We start from the raw sequence: 15166 nt of genomic DNA on the forward strand, positions 1-15166 counted from the left end.
CAGCAGATGAAACAATCATGCTGCTGGATATTTCATGCTGTCAAGTAAATGGGTACCCTGGTGGGCATGACGTCCCGCATCGACCCGCTGACCCTCGAGGTCGTCGAGCTCATTGGCACCATCGTGGCCCGTTATCACGAGGAATACGAGGAGGCGGCGGCCAAGCACTCCCTGACCGGGGCACAGGCCCGGGTGCTGGGCCTGCTGGCCGACGGTCCGACGCCGATGCGACGGCTCGCCCAGCAGCTGAAGTGTGAGCCGTCGAACGTCACCGGGATCGTGGACCGCCTGGAGTCGCGCGGCCTCGCCGAGCGCCGCCTGGACCCGGCCGACCGCCGGGTCAAGCTGGCCGCGGCCACCGAGGCGGGCCGGGAGACCTCCGAACGACTCCGGGGCTCACTCGACTTCGCCCGCGAACCGCTGGCGGAACTCTCGGACGAGGAGCGGACGGTCCTGCGCGACCTGCTCAAACGGATGCTGGGCACCACGCCGTAAGGCCGACGCCGCGGGGCGCGTCGCGTCATGCCCATCGCCGGGAGACCGGGGTACGGGATCTCTCCCCTCCCCGCCCCTTCCCACAGCGCGGGTACGCGGCTCCGCCACGTGGGTATGCGGCTCCGCCGCGTGGCAAGGGCTCCGCCCCCGGGCCCCGACGTCTGGAGCCGAGCCCCCGCCACGCTGGCGGGGCCGCATACCTATGCAGCGGGAGGGGCGGAGCCCGGCCGGGGGTTTGGGGCGGAGCCCCGGGTTCGGAGTCTGAGGCGGAGCCCCGGGCCGGAGGTCTAGAGCGCAGCCCCGGGCCCGAGGTCTGGGGCGGCAGAGCCCCCAGTCCGGCGCCTGGGGCAGAGCCCCCGGCCCGGGGTCTGAGACGAAGCCCGGCCCGGGGCTGGGGCGGAGCCCCGCCGGGGTTCGGGGCGGAGCCCCGATCGGGGTCTGAGGCGAAGCCCGGCCCGGGGCTGGGGCGGAGCCCCGCCGGGGTTCGGGGCGGAGCCCCGATCGGGGTCTGAGGCGAAGCCCGGCCCGGGGCTGGGGCGGAGCCCCGCCGGGGTTCGGGGCGGAGCCCCGGCGGGGTCTGGGGCGGAGCCCCGGGTTCGGGAAGGGGCGGGGAGGGGAAAAGCTCGCCGCAGGCGGCACGACCGGCCGGACACCCCCTACGTGCACCACCACAGGAAGCGCTGACAGGTCTCCGTAGGCGTCGGGGTCGGCGTCGGTACGACCGTCGCCGGGGCGGTGGGCCTCGGGTTCGGCGGGGTGGTGGGCCGGTGGGTCGCCCCGGAGCCGCCCGGGGCCGACGGGGAGTCGTCCGACGGGTCGGAGGGCGAGGCGTCGTCCGGATCGGGCGCGGGCCCGTCGTCCTCCTCGCCCTTGGACGCCCCGCCGTCCTTGCCCTTGCCCTTGCCCTTGCCCTTGGACGGCTTTCCGTCCTCGCCGTCCGCCGCCGAGGGTCCCGCGCCCGGGGCGGTCGTGTCCTGGACGATCGTCTCGGCGGACTCCGTCACCCCGCCGTCGCGGTCGGCCACCGGCGCCTGCCGCCTGGGCGCCGGGGAGGACTCCCGCCAGTGCCCCTCGGTGGCCAGCTCGGCCACGAACACCGCGGCCAGCACCGGGCCGAGCACCGACGCCAGGATCGCCACCCGGCGTCCCCGGCCCCGGCGGGCCCGGCGGGCGCGGGGGCCGAAGAGACCGCGGGACTTGGGCTTCCGGCGCGAGGCGCGCGCGGCGCCGGTGGCACGGGACGCCTGCGCCGTACGCCGGTCCGCCCGCCGTTCCGCCCGCGTTGCGGGCACCTCGAACCCGCCGCCCCCGCCCGCCCCGCCCGCCGCATCCGGCACGGCAGAGGGCAGCCCGAGGTCCTCGACGGGCCTCCCGCATCCAGGGCAGGAGACGGCACCGTTGAGATGGCGGCGGCAGGGAGAGCAGTAATCCATTTCGCCGGGCAGGTTATGTGACCAACAGGAGGGCCAGCAGGACGCGGGGTGTGAGGATCCTGTGCAAAGAACGGCACGAAAGCCCTCGTCAGGCCGCTGCCCCGGGGACGGCCCGGGTCCGACCCGCCTCGCTCAGCCGCCGAAGGCGGGCTGCGCCAGACCCTGCCCCACACCCGGGATGACCAGCAGCGACCCGGCGAGCGGCGGCGCGGCGGCGCCGAGGCCGACGCGTGCCGAGGTCAGATACAGATCGGTGAGGTCCGCACCGCCGAAGGCACACGCGGTCGGACGCGGGAACGGCAGCTCCACCACCCGATCGAGTGTCCCGTCAGGGGCGTAGCGACGGATCGCGGCGCCGTCCCACAGGGCGACCCACACCGCGCCATCGGCGTCCACGCACAGCCCGTCCGGGAAGCCCGCACCCTCCTCGACCTCGGCAAACGGCCTCCGGCCCGAGACCACCGGGCCATCGGGGTCATAGGAGCCATCGACGTCGAAGACATCGATACGGCGGGTGGGGGTGTCGATGTAGTACATCAGGCGGCCGTCCGGGCTCCAGCCGATGCCGTTGCTGACGGTCACCTCCGGCAGGAACTCCGTATGGGAGCCGTCGGACCCGATCCGGGAGAGCGTGCCGCCGCCGGTCCCCTCGTCGTAGCGCATGGTGCCCGCCCACAGCGAGCCGTCGGGCGCGACGGCGGCGTCGTTGCCCCGGCGGCCGGGGACCGCCTCGCGCAACAGCCAGTCGAAGCCGCCGTCGGCGCCGTACACCCCGATGCCGTCGCGGAGGTTGACCACCAGGCCGCCGCCCGCGCGGGGCTTGGCCGCGCCGACGTGCTGCTCGGTGCCCAGCGTGGTGCGGCGGCCGGTGGCGGGGTCATAGGTGTGGACGCGGGAGGAGAGGATGTCCACCCAGATCAGCCGCTGGGCGGCGGCATCCCAGGTGGGTCCCTCACCGAGCACGGCGCTCGCGCGCACCGCGATCTCGAGCGATGGCCGTGTGCTCAATGGCCGTGTGCTCATATGTCCCGCCTCCGATGACCCAGCCGCGCTGACAGTTCACCCGCGCCCTTGGCCGCCAGCTCCTCCAGCTCGGCCTGGCGCTCATCGCTCCAGCGGATCGTCGGCACCGAGATCGACAGCGCCGCGACCACCTTCCCCGTGGAGTCCCGTACGGGGGCCGCCACGCAGTTCACATCCGGGTTGGACTCCCGCTGCTCGACCGCGATGCCGCGCTCGCGCACGGTGGCGAGGTGGCGGCGCAGTTCGTCGGGGGAGGTGATGCTGTTGTCCGTCATCGCGGCCAGCGGCTGATCACCGGACAGCCGCGTGGCCAGGGCGTCCTCCGGGAGGGAGGCGAGCAGCATCTTGCCGACCGAGGTGCAGTGCGCGGGCAGCCGGCGGCCCGCGGCGGAGACCATGCGGACGGCGTGGGTGGAGTCGACCTTGGCGATGTAGATGACGTCCCTGCCCTCGAGGATCGCGACATGCACGGTCTCGTCGCAGGTCTCCGCGACGCTCCGGGCCACGTGCTGGCCCTCGGCGGCCAGGTCGAGCTGCTCGGCGTAGCGGCTGCCCAGCTGGTACGGCCGCACCCCGAGCCGATAGCGGCCGGGCTGGTCGGGGACCTGGACCAGATAGGAGCGGGCGGCCAAAGTGGTCACCAGCTCATGGACCGTCGTACGGGGCAGCCCGAGTCGACGGGTGATCTCGGGCGCGGAGAGTGTGCCGTCTCCGTCCAGGAAGAGCTCGAGTATGTCCAGAGCCCGTGTCACCGCGGGCACCAGGCGTCCCATAGTGCTCGCCCTCCCCTTCTGGTTCAGATGGCAAGCGTTCGAGATTCCGGCCGGTGGCCGGTATCGCGAACACAGGTTATGCGGAGGGGACTTCCCTCGGCAATGGTCCGGCAAAGGCACGATGTGCCGGGAAGCGCTTGCGCCACCGTACGGGGACGCCCCGTACGGTGGCGCACGGCGAGCCCGTACGCCACGGCACACCACGGCACGGCGAGCCCGTACGCCACCGCACGGCGAGCCCGTACGCCACGATAGGAGCCATGGATTCCGCGCCCGACTCGTTCGCCCAGCCCGACTCGTTCCCCTCCCCCTTCCCCTTCGTCCTCGTGCTGCTGCGCCGGATGGCCGACCACCAGCCGGGGCTGGTCGAGGACGCGCTGCGCGAGCTGGGCTTCGGGCGCGCGGTGATGCGCGAGGCCAACCGCCGCTGGCAGGCCATGCGGCGCTCGCCGCGGCGGCGCTCGGCGGTGGCCCGCTACCGCGCCGTGCTGGGTCCGCCCGAGTCCACCGCCACCCGCCGGATCGGCGATCTGACCTGCGAGGCGCTGAGCTGGTCCGTGCCGCTGTGGCCGGATCTGCGGTTCGAGGTGCTCACCGCGCCGAACGGGGCGGTGTGGAACGAGTGGCTGGTGCGCGCTCCGGGCGCGCCCGGGCCGCGGCTGCGTACGGCCGCCGATCTACTGCCCTGGTCCTGCACGGTGGACGAGGTGGCGCGCGCCTTCGCGCCCGCGCGGCCCATGGAGGGCTCGGCGCCCACCCGCTGGCGGCTCGCCTTCGACGCGCCGGAGGCGGAGAACGGTGAACTCCGCCACTATGTGGCGGAGTTCACCTGGGGACTGCTGCAGCGTATGGAGGACGTCAGGCCAGCTTCGCCGACAGCGTGATCTCCGTACCGGCGAGCGCCTGGCTCACCGGGCAGTTCTTCTTGGCGTCCTCGGCCGCCGCGACGAACGCGGCCTCGTCCAGGCCCTCCACCGTGCCCTCGACGGTGAGGTGGATACCGGTGATCCCGGTGCCGGGCTGGAAGGTGACCTCGGCCTGGGTGGTCAGCTGGGTGGGCGGGTTGCCCGCCTGGGTGAGGCCGTGCGAGAGCGCCATCGAGAAGCAGCTGGAGTGGGCCGCCGCGATCAGCTCCTCGGGGCTGGTCTTGCCGTTCGCCTGCTCGGCGCGGGACGGCCAGGAGACCGGCTGCTCGCCGATGCCGGAGGAGTCGAAGGTGACGGTCCCCTTGCCCTCGGCCAGATTGCCCTGCCAGACGGTGTGCGCGGTACGCGTCGTAGCCATGCTCGCTGTTCCCTGCTTCCTGTCGGATGTGCGGTATGCGTATACGGTCGGAGATGATCAACCGGCGGGGGTGCCACCGCGTGCGTTCGCACCCTGTCCGGAGATCGCCTCCGAGCCTACGTTCCAGGCGACCATGGCCGGGCGACCATGCTCACTTCCCAGTCGACTGACGGTCGCGGTGTCGAGCCGGAAGAGCGCACCGGCGGACGGGGGCAGGCCCAGCCGCCGGGCGGTGAGCACCCGCAGTACGTGGGCGTGCGCCACCAGCACCACATCGGCGCCGTCCGCGCCGTCCGCGCCGTCCGCGCCGTCCGCCGCCTCTAGCTCGGGGGCGATCCGGGCGAGCACCCGGTCCACCCGGGCCCCGATCCGCTCGGGTGACTCCCCGGGGTGGTCGGGACCGGCCGGTGGCACGCCGTCGGTCCACAGGTTCCAGTCGGGGCGGGTGCGGTGGATCTCGTCGGTGGTGATGCCCTCGTAGCCGCCGTAGTCCCATTCGCGCAGGTCGGGCTCGAGCGTCAGGTCCTCGAGCCCGGCGAGCCGCGCGGTCCGCACCGCCCGGTCCATCGGGCTGACCAGGACCAGCCCGATCTTCCGCGCGGCGAGCAGCGGGCGCAGGGCGCGTGCCTGCTCCTCACCGCGCGGGGTCAGGGGCAGATCGGTCCAGCTGGTGTGCTGGTGCGACCGGCTCCACTCGGTTTCGCCGTGCCGGACCAGCAGCAGCTCAGCCACGGCCGCCGGATGCCTTCTCCTCGCCCGCGGCGCCCTGCTGCTTCTCCTCGTCGATGGCGTGCTTCTCGTTCGCCGCGGCGGCGATGGAGGCGCGCACCGTGTCCATGTCCAGGTCGCGGGCCTGGCCGATGAGGTCTTCCAGGGCCGGCTCGGGGAGGGCGCCGGGCTGGGCGAAGACCGCGATGTTCTCCCGCACGATCATCAGCGTGGGGATGGACTGGATGTCGAAGGCGGCGGCCAGCTCGGGCTGGGCCTCGGTGTCGACCTTGGCGAACAGCAGATCCTGGTGGCGCTCGGCGGCCTTCTCGTAGATGGGCGCGAACATCCGGCACGGCCCGCACCAGGAGGCCCAGAAATCAATCAGAACGAATTCGCTCCCGGACACGATCTCGTCGAAGTTGTCCTTGGTGAGCTCGACGGTGCTAGTGCTCATGCCTGCGTTACCCGCTTCCGTACATCGGCAGATGCCACATGCACGGTAACCCCGCCACCGCCCACCGATATTCCTGGGCGGTGGCGGGGCTCGGGGCTGCGGCGGCCGCACGGCCGCTTCGAGCGCTACGGGAGCGCTACGGGGTGTCCGGGGGTACGCGTACGCCTGCAGGCGGGCCGTTCCCCTCCCCGCCCCTTCCCACAACCGGGGCTCCGCCCCAGGCCCCGGGGTCCAGGGGCGGAGCCTCTGGCATCGGGAACGGGCGGGGTGGGGGCCGACCCGCCGCAGGCGTACGCGTACCGCCGGACACCCGCCAGCTAGCCCGTCCGGAAGCGTATGCCCAGGTCGGCCGGGGTGAAGCGGCGTACGTCCCTGGTGGAGAGCCCGTGATCGGTCCCCCGGAAGATCCAGAAGCCGCCCGTCCTGCCGTGGCCGTACCCGGGCGCGGCGGCGATCACATCGTCGTGTCCGTCCCCGTCGACGTCGAGCAGCGGGGGCTGCGGGGCGAAAGCGTCGAAGCCGTACGGGGTGTGCCGACCGGGCACGCCCGGGGTGTCCAGGTCCAGGGACTGGATCCCGGCGCGCTCCCGGCCGTGCTCCCTGTGCGGGCCCTTGGCCGGGTGGGGGGCGTACTCGCCGCCGCGCGCGTGCCGTGAGCCGGGCAGCAGGGTGAGCCGGCCGTTGCCGTTGTTCTTCTCCGGGGTGGCCACGACGAGGTCGGGGCGGCCGTCGCCGGTGATGTCGCCGACGGCCGGGGAGCCGCCGAAGCCGTCGCCGCGCCGTGCGTCGCCGGGCATGCCCGGACCGGACTGATCGACGGTGAGGTCGGAACGCCCCCGGCCCAGGCCGGATTTCGCGCCGTGGACGACGGTCAGCCGCCCGGAGCCGCGGTGGCGGCCGGGGCCGAGAGTGCCCTGGCCGGGCGCGAGCAGATCGTCGATCCCGTCGTGGTCGGCGTCCCCGGCCGCGGGCTCGCGCGGACCGTCCTCCGTGCCGAGGGCGTGGGCCAGGCGCGCCTCGGGCCGCCTGTCCCGCACCAGGCCCTCGGGTCCGCCGCGGTAGTAGGCGACGGGGGTGTCGAGGGGGGCGGTGACGCCGGGTTCGGGGCCGTCAGCGCGAAGCGGCTCATCCGGGCGTTGCGGCTCGTCCGGGCGTTGCGCCTCATCGGCGTGTAGCGGCTCGTCCGCGCGTAGTGGCTCATCCGCGTGTAGCGGCTCATCCGCGTGTAGCGGCTCATCCGCCGGGCCGACGCCGTAGCGGTAGGTCAGCACCACATCGGTGCGGTGGTCGCCGTTGAAGTCCCCGGCCGTGGCGGTGGCGGGTGCGGTACGGCGGGGTCGGTCGGTGGGGCCGCCGCGGAGCGGGGCGGTACGGGCGGGGTGCGCCTTGGCGCCGAACGGCCCGTACAGCACGCGGACGGCACCCCGGCCGTCACCCCGGCCGTCCGCCGCCGAGGCCAGCAGGTCGGCCGCGCCGTCCCCGTCGAAGTCCCCCACGGCCAGCGCCAGGAATCCGGCCGCGCCGCCGCCGAGCGGGCGTGGCACGGCCGGCCCTCGGGGGCCGCCGCGCAGCACCACTGTCTCCCCCGTCCGCTCGGCCCGCGGCGAACTGCCGTGCCGGAACCGCGCCGTCACCAGGTCGGTGAATCCGTCCCGGTCGAGATCGGTGCGCAGCAGGGGCCCCACGTAGTCGTCCTCGGCGCCGTTCACGACGAGGCGGTGGCGCGGGTCGAGGCCGTGTGGCCCGCCGTAGACCACCGCGAGCCGGGCGGGCAGCGGTCCCCGGGAGGCGCTGGTGGGACGGATGGCGGTGGCGAAGTCGTCGTAACCGTCGCCGTTGAAGTCCCCGAGCGAGGCACCGGCGGCCCCCTTGGTGGCCCCCTCCACCGGCCTCCGCCCCTCGTGGCCGCCCTCGCTGCACCCGGCGAGCAGCAGCACGGACACGGCCACGGCGGCGACGGGAACAGGAACGGGAACGGACGAACGCACGGCGACACCTCGCAAGGCGGATCGGGCGGACGGGCTTCACCGGTCAAGGACTCCAGGGAGCGCGCTCGGGTTGCCTCGCGGCGCGGCCGCCGCGGAATGCCCGCGACACCGCGCGCCGACCTTGCGATCATGACCCCTGAACCTTGGCCCCTGGCCCCGGCCCCCGGCCCCTGGACGAGAAAGGGCGATGCGCGATGCCGGCCATACCCGCCGACCCGACCGTGCTGCACCCGATGCCCGAGCAGCCACGGGTGGTGCTGCTCAAGCCGCTGATCACCTCGCCGCTGATCGAGATCGGGGAGTTCTCGTACTACGACGACCCGGATGACCCCACCGCGTTCGAGACCCGCAATGTGCTGTACCACTACGGGCCGGAGCGGCTGGTCATCGGGAAGTTCTGCGCGCTGGGCGAAGGGGTGCGGTTCATCATGAACGGCGCCAACCACCGCATGGACGGCCCGTCCACGTTCCCGTTCCCCATCATGGGCGGCTCGTGGGCCGACCACTTCGACCTGATCACCGGCCTGCCGGGCCGGGGCGACACCGTGGTGGGCCATGACGTCTGGTTCGGATACCGGGCGATGGTGATGCCCGGCGTCCGCATCGGCCACGGCGCGGTCATCGCCTCCGGTTCCGTGGTCGTGGACGACGTTCCCGACTACGGCATCGTCGGCGGCAATCCGGCCAAGCTCATCCGCCGCCGCTACGACGACGAGGACATCGCCCGGCTGCTGGCCGTGGCTTGGTGGGACTGGCCGATCGAGCACCTCACCGCCCATGTCCGCACGATCATGTCCGGCAGCGTGGACGAACTGGAGGCGGCGGCCCCGCGGTAGTGGGCGTCCGACGGATGGTGACGCCTGCGGCGGGCTGTTCCCCACCCCGCCCCTTCCCACAGCATCGATATGCGGCTCCGCCACGTGGCGGGGCTCCCCCGAGCCCGGCGCCCCCGAGCCCGGGGCTCCCCCGACCCAGAGGCTTCCCGAGCCCGGGGCCCCCGAGTCCGAGGCTCCGCCAAGTCCGGCGCCCCCCGAGCCCGGGGCTCCCCCCAGTCCGAGGCTCCCCCGAGCCCGGGGCTCCGCCGAGTCCGGCGCTCCGCTCCTGGACCCCGGGGTCTGGGACGGAGCCCCAGTTTCGGGAAGGGGCGGGGAGGGGAAAGATCCGCCCCCCTGGACCTCAGCTCTCGAGACTCATGTACAGACGAGTCCCCCGCGGCCGAAACCCAACGCGTTCATAGACCCGGCGGGAGCCCTCCCCCGAGTACTCCAGCCAGACCGACCGAGCTCCCCGGGCGAACATCGTCTCGGCCAGCGCGGCGGTGACCGCGGCGGCGATGCCCCGGCCGCGGAAGGCGGGCCGGGTGCCCACGGCCGCCAGTTCCGCGGTGCCCACGGCGGGAGCCGAGCAGGTGGCCCCACCGGCGCAGCCCCCGTCGGGCGCCCGGACGAACCGCACCGCGCCCCCGTCCTCCTGGACGCGGCGCAGCCGGGCCGCCCCCTCCGGGGAGGCGGTGAACTCGCTGGTGAACGCCTCGGACAGCGCGGCGTCGATCGCCCGGTAGTCCTCGTCCGTGGCCGGAACCGCCACCGGAACGGCCGCCGTGCCCCGCGGAACGGCGAGCCGTTCCGGAGTGCACACCAGATACGCGTGCGTGGCCTCCACGCCGAACCCCGCCTCCCGCAGCGCGGGCTCCACGGCGGGCGCGGCGTCCGGCGCGAACTCGAGCCGGGGCTTGAGTTCGCGCACCCGGAACGCCTCGATCAGCTCCCTGACGTCCCGGGCGGTGGGCCGGGCGCCGGGGAGAGGGGTCGCGTAGTTGATGTACGGGCTGGTGGTGCCGGGCTCGAACCCCGCCACAAAGCCCCCGGTTTCGACCAGCACGGGGCGGCGGCGGAGGTTGGCTACGGCGAAACTCTGGACGTCAGTGCCCATGGTGAAGTGACCTCACGGATCGACGCGGCGGAAGGCGCCGCGAAAGGAAGCGGTGTGCCGCAGGCTGCGCCCAGGGCCCGGCGGCCAAGGCGGCCGCCGGGCCCTCTCGCCGCTAGGGACACCTAGGACGTTCGGCCGCCGAAGACCTCGGCCACTTCGGGGATGCGGTCGATGTAGCCGTCGAGCAGCTTGCGGCCGACGGTCACCGAGTCGACCAGCGGGTGGAGGGAGAACGCCTTCGCGGCATCGGTCCGGGAGCCGGTGACGGCGGCGCTGATGGTCAGCCGCTCGACCGCCTTGACCTGCTGCATCAGGCCGGTTTGGTGCAGGTCGGGCTGGGTGATGGTGAGCGGGTGGACCCCATTGGCGTCCACGGTCACGGGCACCTCGACGACGGCGTCATGCGGAAGGGCCGAGACGGTGGTTCCGTTGCGCACATTGAGGATCATCGTGGCGCGTTCATTGCGGCTGATCGCGGCCATCACCGCGAGGGCGACCCCGGCGTACCCCTGGTGCGCGGGGTCCGGCCGGAAGTCCGCGTCCGGTTGGGCCTCTCCCTGGACGGCGCCCTTGGCCTCGGCCATGTAGTTGGCGCTGCGGTCGGCGATGGTCTTCCGCCACAGCGACACGGCCGCGCCCCCGGCGGCCTCCGTCACCCGCTGGTAGAACTCCCGCTGCTGGCGGGCGAGGAACTCACCGCGGGTCTGCGGAGCGTCGAGGATGGACCGTACGGCCTCCCGGTTGAAGTAGTAGTAGTACAGATACTCGTTGGGGATCACGCCGAGGTCGCGCAGCCACTCGCGCCCGAAGACCACGCCCTCCTCCAGGTCGCCGAGGCGCCGGTCGTCGGCGAGCAGCCGGGGCAGGATGTCCTCGCCGTCGTGCAGAACCCGGCGCATCCAGCCGAGGTGGTTGAGACCGACGTAGTCGAACTGGGCCCGGGACGGGTCGAGGCCGAGGGTCGTGGCGATGCGGCGTCCCAGACCTGACGGCGTGTCGCAGATGCCGAGGACCCGATCGCCGAGGACGCTCTGCATCGCTTCGGTGATCATGCCGGCCGGGTTGGTGAAGTTGATGACGTAGGCGTGCGGGGCCAGGCGCCGTACCCGGTGCGCGATGTCGAGCATGACGGGTATGGTGCGCAGCCCATAGGCCAGGCCACCGGGGCCGGTGGTCTCCTGGCCGAGGACGTCGAGGTCGAGGGCGACCCGCTCGTCGCACACCCGCCCCGCAAGACCGCCCACGCGGATGGCGGCGAACACGAAGTCGCTGCCCTCCAGGGCGTCGTCGAGCGACGTGGTGACCGTCACCCTGGGCGCGTCGGCATGGCCGTCGGCGAACTGGGCGAGCACTTCGGCCATGGCCTTGAGCCGGGCCGGGTCGGTGTCGTACAGCCACACGTCGTCGATACGGGGGGAGCCCTGATCGTGCAGCAGGGCCTGGTAGACATAGGGCACGCGGAACCCGCCGCCGCCGAGGACGGTCAACTTCATGCGAGTATCACCTTTCCGTCCGCCTCGCGGCAGAGCTGGAGCGTGTTGGGGTCGGCACCGCTGGTGGTGATCAGGACGTCGACGTCGGAGAGCGAGCACACGCGCAGCGATCCGGTGCCGGGGAACTTGGTCTCGACGGCGACCAGGACGACCTTTCCGGCGGTCTCGATCATGGCCTGTTTCAGGGGGGCCTCGACGGCCATGTTGTCCACGACATGACCGTTGGGCCGCACCCCGGTGCAGCTCAGGAAGAGCAGGTCGGCGCTGACCTGGCGGAGTGCCTGCTCGGTGAGGGAGCCCACCAGGGACTGGTAGTTGCGGCGCAGCACGCCACCGAGCATCACCAGCCGTACGGCGTCGTCGTCGCGGAGCACGTCGAGCACCGGCAGGCTGCTGGTGATGACGGTGACGGGACGGCCCCGCAGTCGGCGAGCGATGGCCAGCGGGGTGGTTCCGATGTCGAGGACGATCACGCTGTCGTCCTCGACCAGCTTCACGGCCTCCTCGGCGATCGCCTCCTTCAGTGCCTCGTCACGCGAGATGACCAGGTCGAACGGGGTCTCGTCCACCTCCGCACCGGCGGCCTCCGCGACCCCGTGCGGCGTCAGGGCCGCTCCGCCGTAGGTGCGGAGCAGTTCGCCGTTGCGGTCGAGGAGGGTCAGGTCCCGGCGAATCGTGGACTCGCTGACCTGGAGGTTTTCGGCGAGCTCGCGTACCGAGGCCACTCCGGTCGACCGGAGTGACTCGACGATCTTCGCATGGCGTTTGCGTGAAGTCACGCATCGAAGATAGCACCGCATGACTGAAGTCAGTCATCAAGACAAGAGACATTCTCGTTGCTGATCGACTCTTGTCATTCAGTAGGGGTGGTGCTCATAGTTGAGCACTTCACCGTGGTCGCACCGGAAAGAGGCGGTCTCCGTGCTCGACGTGCTCTTCGCCGGCGAGGTCTTCTGCGACCTCGTCTTCGGCGGCATCCCCCACCTGCCCACCCCGGGAACCGAGGTGTACGCCGACCGGTTCGCCGTCTCCCCCGGCGGAACCGCGACCCGCGCCGTCGCCACCGCCCGCCTCGGCCTGCGGACCGGGATCCTGGGAGTGATCGGCACCGACCTCTTCGGCGCGCACCTCGCCACCCGGCTCGAAGCCGAGAAGAACCTGGAACTCACCTGGCTGCGCCGCGATCCCGCCGTCCACACCCCGGTCACGGTCGCGGCGACCCAGGAACACGACCGCGCCTTCCTCACCTACGAGGAGAAGGGGGCGCTGCGCCCCGAGGTGTGGGAGGGCGAGCTGCCCGCCGTCCGCTTCCTGCAGCTCGGGATCGGACGGCCGCTGCCCGCCTGGGCGGCCGAGTTCCGCGCCCGGGGCACCCGGGTGGTGGGCGGCGTCGGCTGGGACCCCACCGGCCGGTGGTCACGGGATCTGCTCACCCGGCTCGCCGAGGTCGACGTATTCGTCTGCAACGCCGTCGAGGCGACGAGCTACACCCGCACCGGCACGGTCGAGGAGGCCGTGAAGGTCCTCGCCGACCACGTGCCCGACGTCGTCGTGACCGATGGCGGGAACGGCGCGGTGGCGGTGGACGGCGCCACCGGCGAGCTGGTCCGGGTCGCCGTGCCCCGGGTAGCGGCCGTCGATCCCACCGGCGCCGGTGATGTGTTCACCGCGGGACTGATCACCGGCCTGAGCCACGGCTGGCCCCTCGCCACCCGGCTCCGCTTCGGCGGACTGTGCGCCGCCCTGTCGGTGCAGAGCCTGGGCGGCGCGAACAGCGCACCGCGGTGGGAGGCGATCGACGCCTTCCTCGAACGCACCCCCGGGATTCCGGACGCGGACCTCATCCGCATCCGTGCGATCAAGCCCTAGGGGGTGTCCGACAGACCTTGACACCTGCGGCGGGCTGCTCCCCTCCCCGCCCCTTCCCGTTACCAGGGGCTTCGCCCCTGGACCCCGGGGTCTGGGGCGGAGCCCCAGTAACGGGAAGGGGCGGGGAGGGGAAAGATCCGCCGGACGCCCCCTAGCTCCCGCGACCCGGTCCGGGTCGGAGGACCGCGCCCCCCACATCCGACAGCCACCGCCCCGGCCCCGGGCGGCCACACCCTCAGCCCCGGACGGCCGCACCCCCGGCACCCTCAGCACCCCCGGCACCCACTGCACCCCCAGCACCCCCAGCACCAGGAGGACCACCCCATGGCCGAGAGAACCCCACGACACCCCCGTCGGCGCCTCATCGCCGCGGCGGCGCTCGCCACCGGTGTCCTGACCGGTGTCGCGGCCTGCTCCCCCGGCCCCAGCGGCGGATCGGCCACCAGCGCGAAGACCTCCGGCCCGGTCTCCACCGACCCCGCCAAGGCCGGGAAGGTCACCCTCACCGTGTGGGACCAGAACACCGACCCGGGCGCCAACGCCTCCACCGAGGCGCTCAACAAGGCGTTCATGGCGAAGTACCCGAACGTCACCATCAAGCGCGTCTCCCGGTCCTTCGCCGACCTCAAGACCACCCTGAAGCTCGCGCTGTCCTCCGCCAACCCACCCGACGTCGTCCAGGCGAACCAGGGCTACCCCGACATGGGCGCCTTCGTGAAGGCCGGGCTGCTCCAGCCGGTGGACCGCTACGCCAAGGCCTACGGCTGGGACACCGCCTTCCCGTCCCAGCTGCTCGACCTCAACCGCTTCTCCCCCGACGGCAAGACCTGGGAGACCGGCAATCTGTACGGCGTCTCGCAGACCGGTGAGATCATCGGCGTCTACTACAACAAGGCCAAGCTGAAGTCGCTCGGCCTGCCCCTGCCCACCACGCTCACCGGCTTCGAGACCGCCCTGGCCAAGGCCAAGGCGTCGGGCCTGCAGCCCCTTTCCTACGGCGACGCCGACAAGAGCCCCGGCATCCACATCTTCGGCGTCATCCAGGCCCTCACCGCCGGCAAGCCGGAGGTCCGCAAGCTCGTCTTCGACGAGGGCGACGCCAAGTGGACGGACTCCGGCTCCCTCAAGGCCGCGACCACACTGCGCCGCTGGGCCGACAAGGGGTATCTGGGCTCCGGATTCAACGGCAAGAGCAAGGACCAGGCCGTCGCCTCCTTCGGCCAGGGCAAGTCCCTGTTCCTCCTGGAGGGCACCTGGCAGTCCGCCGTCCTCGCCCCGAAGATGAAGAAGAACGTCGGCTTCACCGCGCTCAGCCCCGCCGCCGGGCAGCCCCCGCTCACCCAGGGCGGCGAGGGCCTCGCGTGGTCCGTGACCTCCAAGTCCAAGCACCCGGACGTCGCCGGCGCGTACATCGACTTCCTCGTCAACAAGAACGGCATGAAGGTCGCCGCCGCCCACGGCAACCTGCCGACCCTTCCCCCGGCCGACTACAAGCCGGCACCCGGCACCGTCGACGCGGACATCCTCACCCGGTGGAAGGCCGTGAGCGAGAAGGATGGACTGCTTCCCTACCTCGACTACACCACCCCGACCTTCTACGACACCCTCACCGCCGCCGTCCAGGAGCTGACCGCCGGACACCTCACCCCCAAGGCGTTCACCACCCGGCTCCAGTCCGACTACTCGTCCTTCCAGAACAGCAGGTAGACCC

General features: G+C 72.7%; 15 protein-coding genes. 5 read left to right on the plus strand and 10 right to left on the minus strand.

Annotated elements, in window-relative coordinates; all coding sequences use genetic code 11:
* The first annotated feature begins 66 nt into the window (after positions 1 to 66).
* Positions 67 to 495, plus strand: a complete 429-nt coding sequence (locus IEJ02_RS03265) for a MarR family winged helix-turn-helix transcriptional regulator (protein WP_191063272.1) — start codon at positions 67 to 69, stop codon at positions 493 to 495.
* Positions 496 to 1151: 656 nt separating this feature from the next.
* Here the strand turns inward: IEJ02_RS03265 and IEJ02_RS03270 are convergent.
* The 3 genes from IEJ02_RS03270 to IEJ02_RS03280 form a co-directional block, all read right to left on the minus strand.
* The gene (locus IEJ02_RS03270; RefSeq protein ID WP_191063273.1) at positions 1152 to 1928 is read right to left on the minus strand and encodes an SCO2400 family protein; all 777 of its coding nucleotides are present in this window, start codon (positions 1926 to 1928) and stop codon (positions 1152 to 1154) included.
* Between the two features lie 132 nt (positions 1929 to 2060).
* Positions 2061 to 2936 carry an SMP-30/gluconolactonase/LRE family protein gene (locus IEJ02_RS03275; RefSeq protein ID WP_223863294.1) on the minus strand — a complete coding sequence of 292 codons (876 nt, stop codon included), beginning with the start codon at positions 2934 to 2936 and terminating at the stop codon, positions 2061 to 2063.
* 11 nt (positions 2937 to 2947) lie between these two features.
* Positions 2948 to 3724, minus strand: a complete 777-nt coding sequence (locus tag IEJ02_RS03280) for an IclR family transcriptional regulator (protein ID WP_191063275.1) — start codon at positions 3722 to 3724, stop codon at positions 2948 to 2950.
* A 260-nt stretch (positions 3725 to 3984) separates the two neighbouring features.
* Here IEJ02_RS03280 and IEJ02_RS03285 point away from each other — a divergent pair, with 260 nt between their 5' ends.
* Positions 3985 to 4608, plus strand: a complete 624-nt coding sequence (locus IEJ02_RS03285) for a hypothetical protein (RefSeq protein ID WP_191063276.1) — start codon at positions 3985 to 3987, stop codon at positions 4606 to 4608.
* Here the strand turns inward: IEJ02_RS03285 and IEJ02_RS03290 are convergent.
* From IEJ02_RS03290 to IEJ02_RS03305, 4 genes are all read right to left on the minus strand, one after another.
* Positions 4583 to 5008, minus strand: coding sequence for an OsmC family peroxiredoxin (locus IEJ02_RS03290; protein WP_137977820.1), 426 nt, complete (start codon positions 5006 to 5008; stop codon positions 4583 to 4585). The two genes, IEJ02_RS03285 and IEJ02_RS03290, sit on opposite strands and share 26 nt — an antisense overlap.
* A gap of 57 nt (positions 5009 to 5065) precedes the next feature.
* A complete protein-coding gene (locus tag IEJ02_RS03295) occupies positions 5066 to 5740 on the minus strand; it encodes a histidine phosphatase family protein (RefSeq protein WP_191063277.1) in 675 nt (224 codons plus the stop codon).
* Complete coding sequence (trxA, locus tag IEJ02_RS03300) at positions 5733 to 6173, minus strand: thioredoxin (protein WP_191063278.1); 441 nt, start codon at positions 6171 to 6173, stop codon at positions 5733 to 5735. The genes IEJ02_RS03295 and trxA overlap by 8 nt, the downstream gene beginning before the upstream one ends.
* A 317-nt stretch (positions 6174 to 6490) precedes the next feature.
* Positions 6491 to 8161 carry an FG-GAP-like repeat-containing protein gene (locus IEJ02_RS03305; protein WP_191063279.1) on the minus strand — a complete coding sequence of 557 codons (1671 nt, stop codon included), beginning with the start codon at positions 8159 to 8161 and terminating at the stop codon, positions 6491 to 6493.
* 194 nt (positions 8162 to 8355) lie between these two features.
* Here IEJ02_RS03305 and IEJ02_RS03310 point away from each other — a divergent pair, with 194 nt between their 5' ends.
* On the plus strand, positions 8356 to 8997 hold the full coding sequence (locus tag IEJ02_RS03310) for a CatB-related O-acetyltransferase (RefSeq protein ID WP_191063280.1): 642 nt from the start codon (positions 8356 to 8358) through the stop codon (positions 8995 to 8997).
* A 340-nt stretch (positions 8998 to 9337) separates the two neighbouring features.
* On the opposite strand, the gene IEJ02_RS03315 is transcribed toward IEJ02_RS03310, so the two are convergent.
* The 3 genes from IEJ02_RS03315 to IEJ02_RS03325 form a co-directional block, all read right to left on the minus strand.
* A complete protein-coding gene (locus IEJ02_RS03315) occupies positions 9338 to 10093 on the minus strand; it encodes a GNAT family N-acetyltransferase (protein WP_191063281.1) in 756 nt (251 codons plus the stop codon).
* A gap of 122 nt (positions 10094 to 10215) precedes the next feature.
* Positions 10216 to 11586, minus strand: a complete 1371-nt coding sequence (locus IEJ02_RS03320; RefSeq protein WP_191063282.1) for a 6-phospho-beta-glucosidase — start codon at positions 11584 to 11586, stop codon at positions 10216 to 10218.
* Positions 11583 to 12365 carry a DeoR/GlpR family DNA-binding transcription regulator gene (locus tag IEJ02_RS03325; RefSeq protein ID WP_191063283.1) on the minus strand — a complete coding sequence of 261 codons (783 nt, stop codon included), beginning with the start codon at positions 12363 to 12365 and terminating at the stop codon, positions 11583 to 11585. Before IEJ02_RS03325 ends, IEJ02_RS03320 begins: the two co-directional genes overlap by 4 nt.
* Before the next feature lie 100 nt (positions 12366 to 12465).
* Here IEJ02_RS03325 and IEJ02_RS03330 point away from each other — a divergent pair, with 100 nt between their 5' ends.
* On the plus strand, positions 12466 to 13455 hold the full coding sequence (locus IEJ02_RS03330) for a carbohydrate kinase family protein (protein ID WP_191063284.1): 990 nt from the start codon (positions 12466 to 12468) through the stop codon (positions 13453 to 13455).
* 324 nt (positions 13456 to 13779) lie between these two features.
* Positions 13780 to 15162 carry an extracellular solute-binding protein gene (locus tag IEJ02_RS03335; RefSeq protein WP_191063285.1) on the plus strand — a complete coding sequence of 461 codons (1383 nt, stop codon included), beginning with the start codon at positions 13780 to 13782 and terminating at the stop codon, positions 15160 to 15162.
* Positions 15163 to 15166: the final 4 nt, after the last annotated feature.

The sequence above is a fragment of the Streptomyces sp. 5-10 genome (assembly GCF_014712245.1).
GTDB classification, from domain to species: domain Bacteria; phylum Actinomycetota; class Actinomycetes; order Streptomycetales; family Streptomycetaceae; genus Streptomyces; species Streptomyces violaceusniger.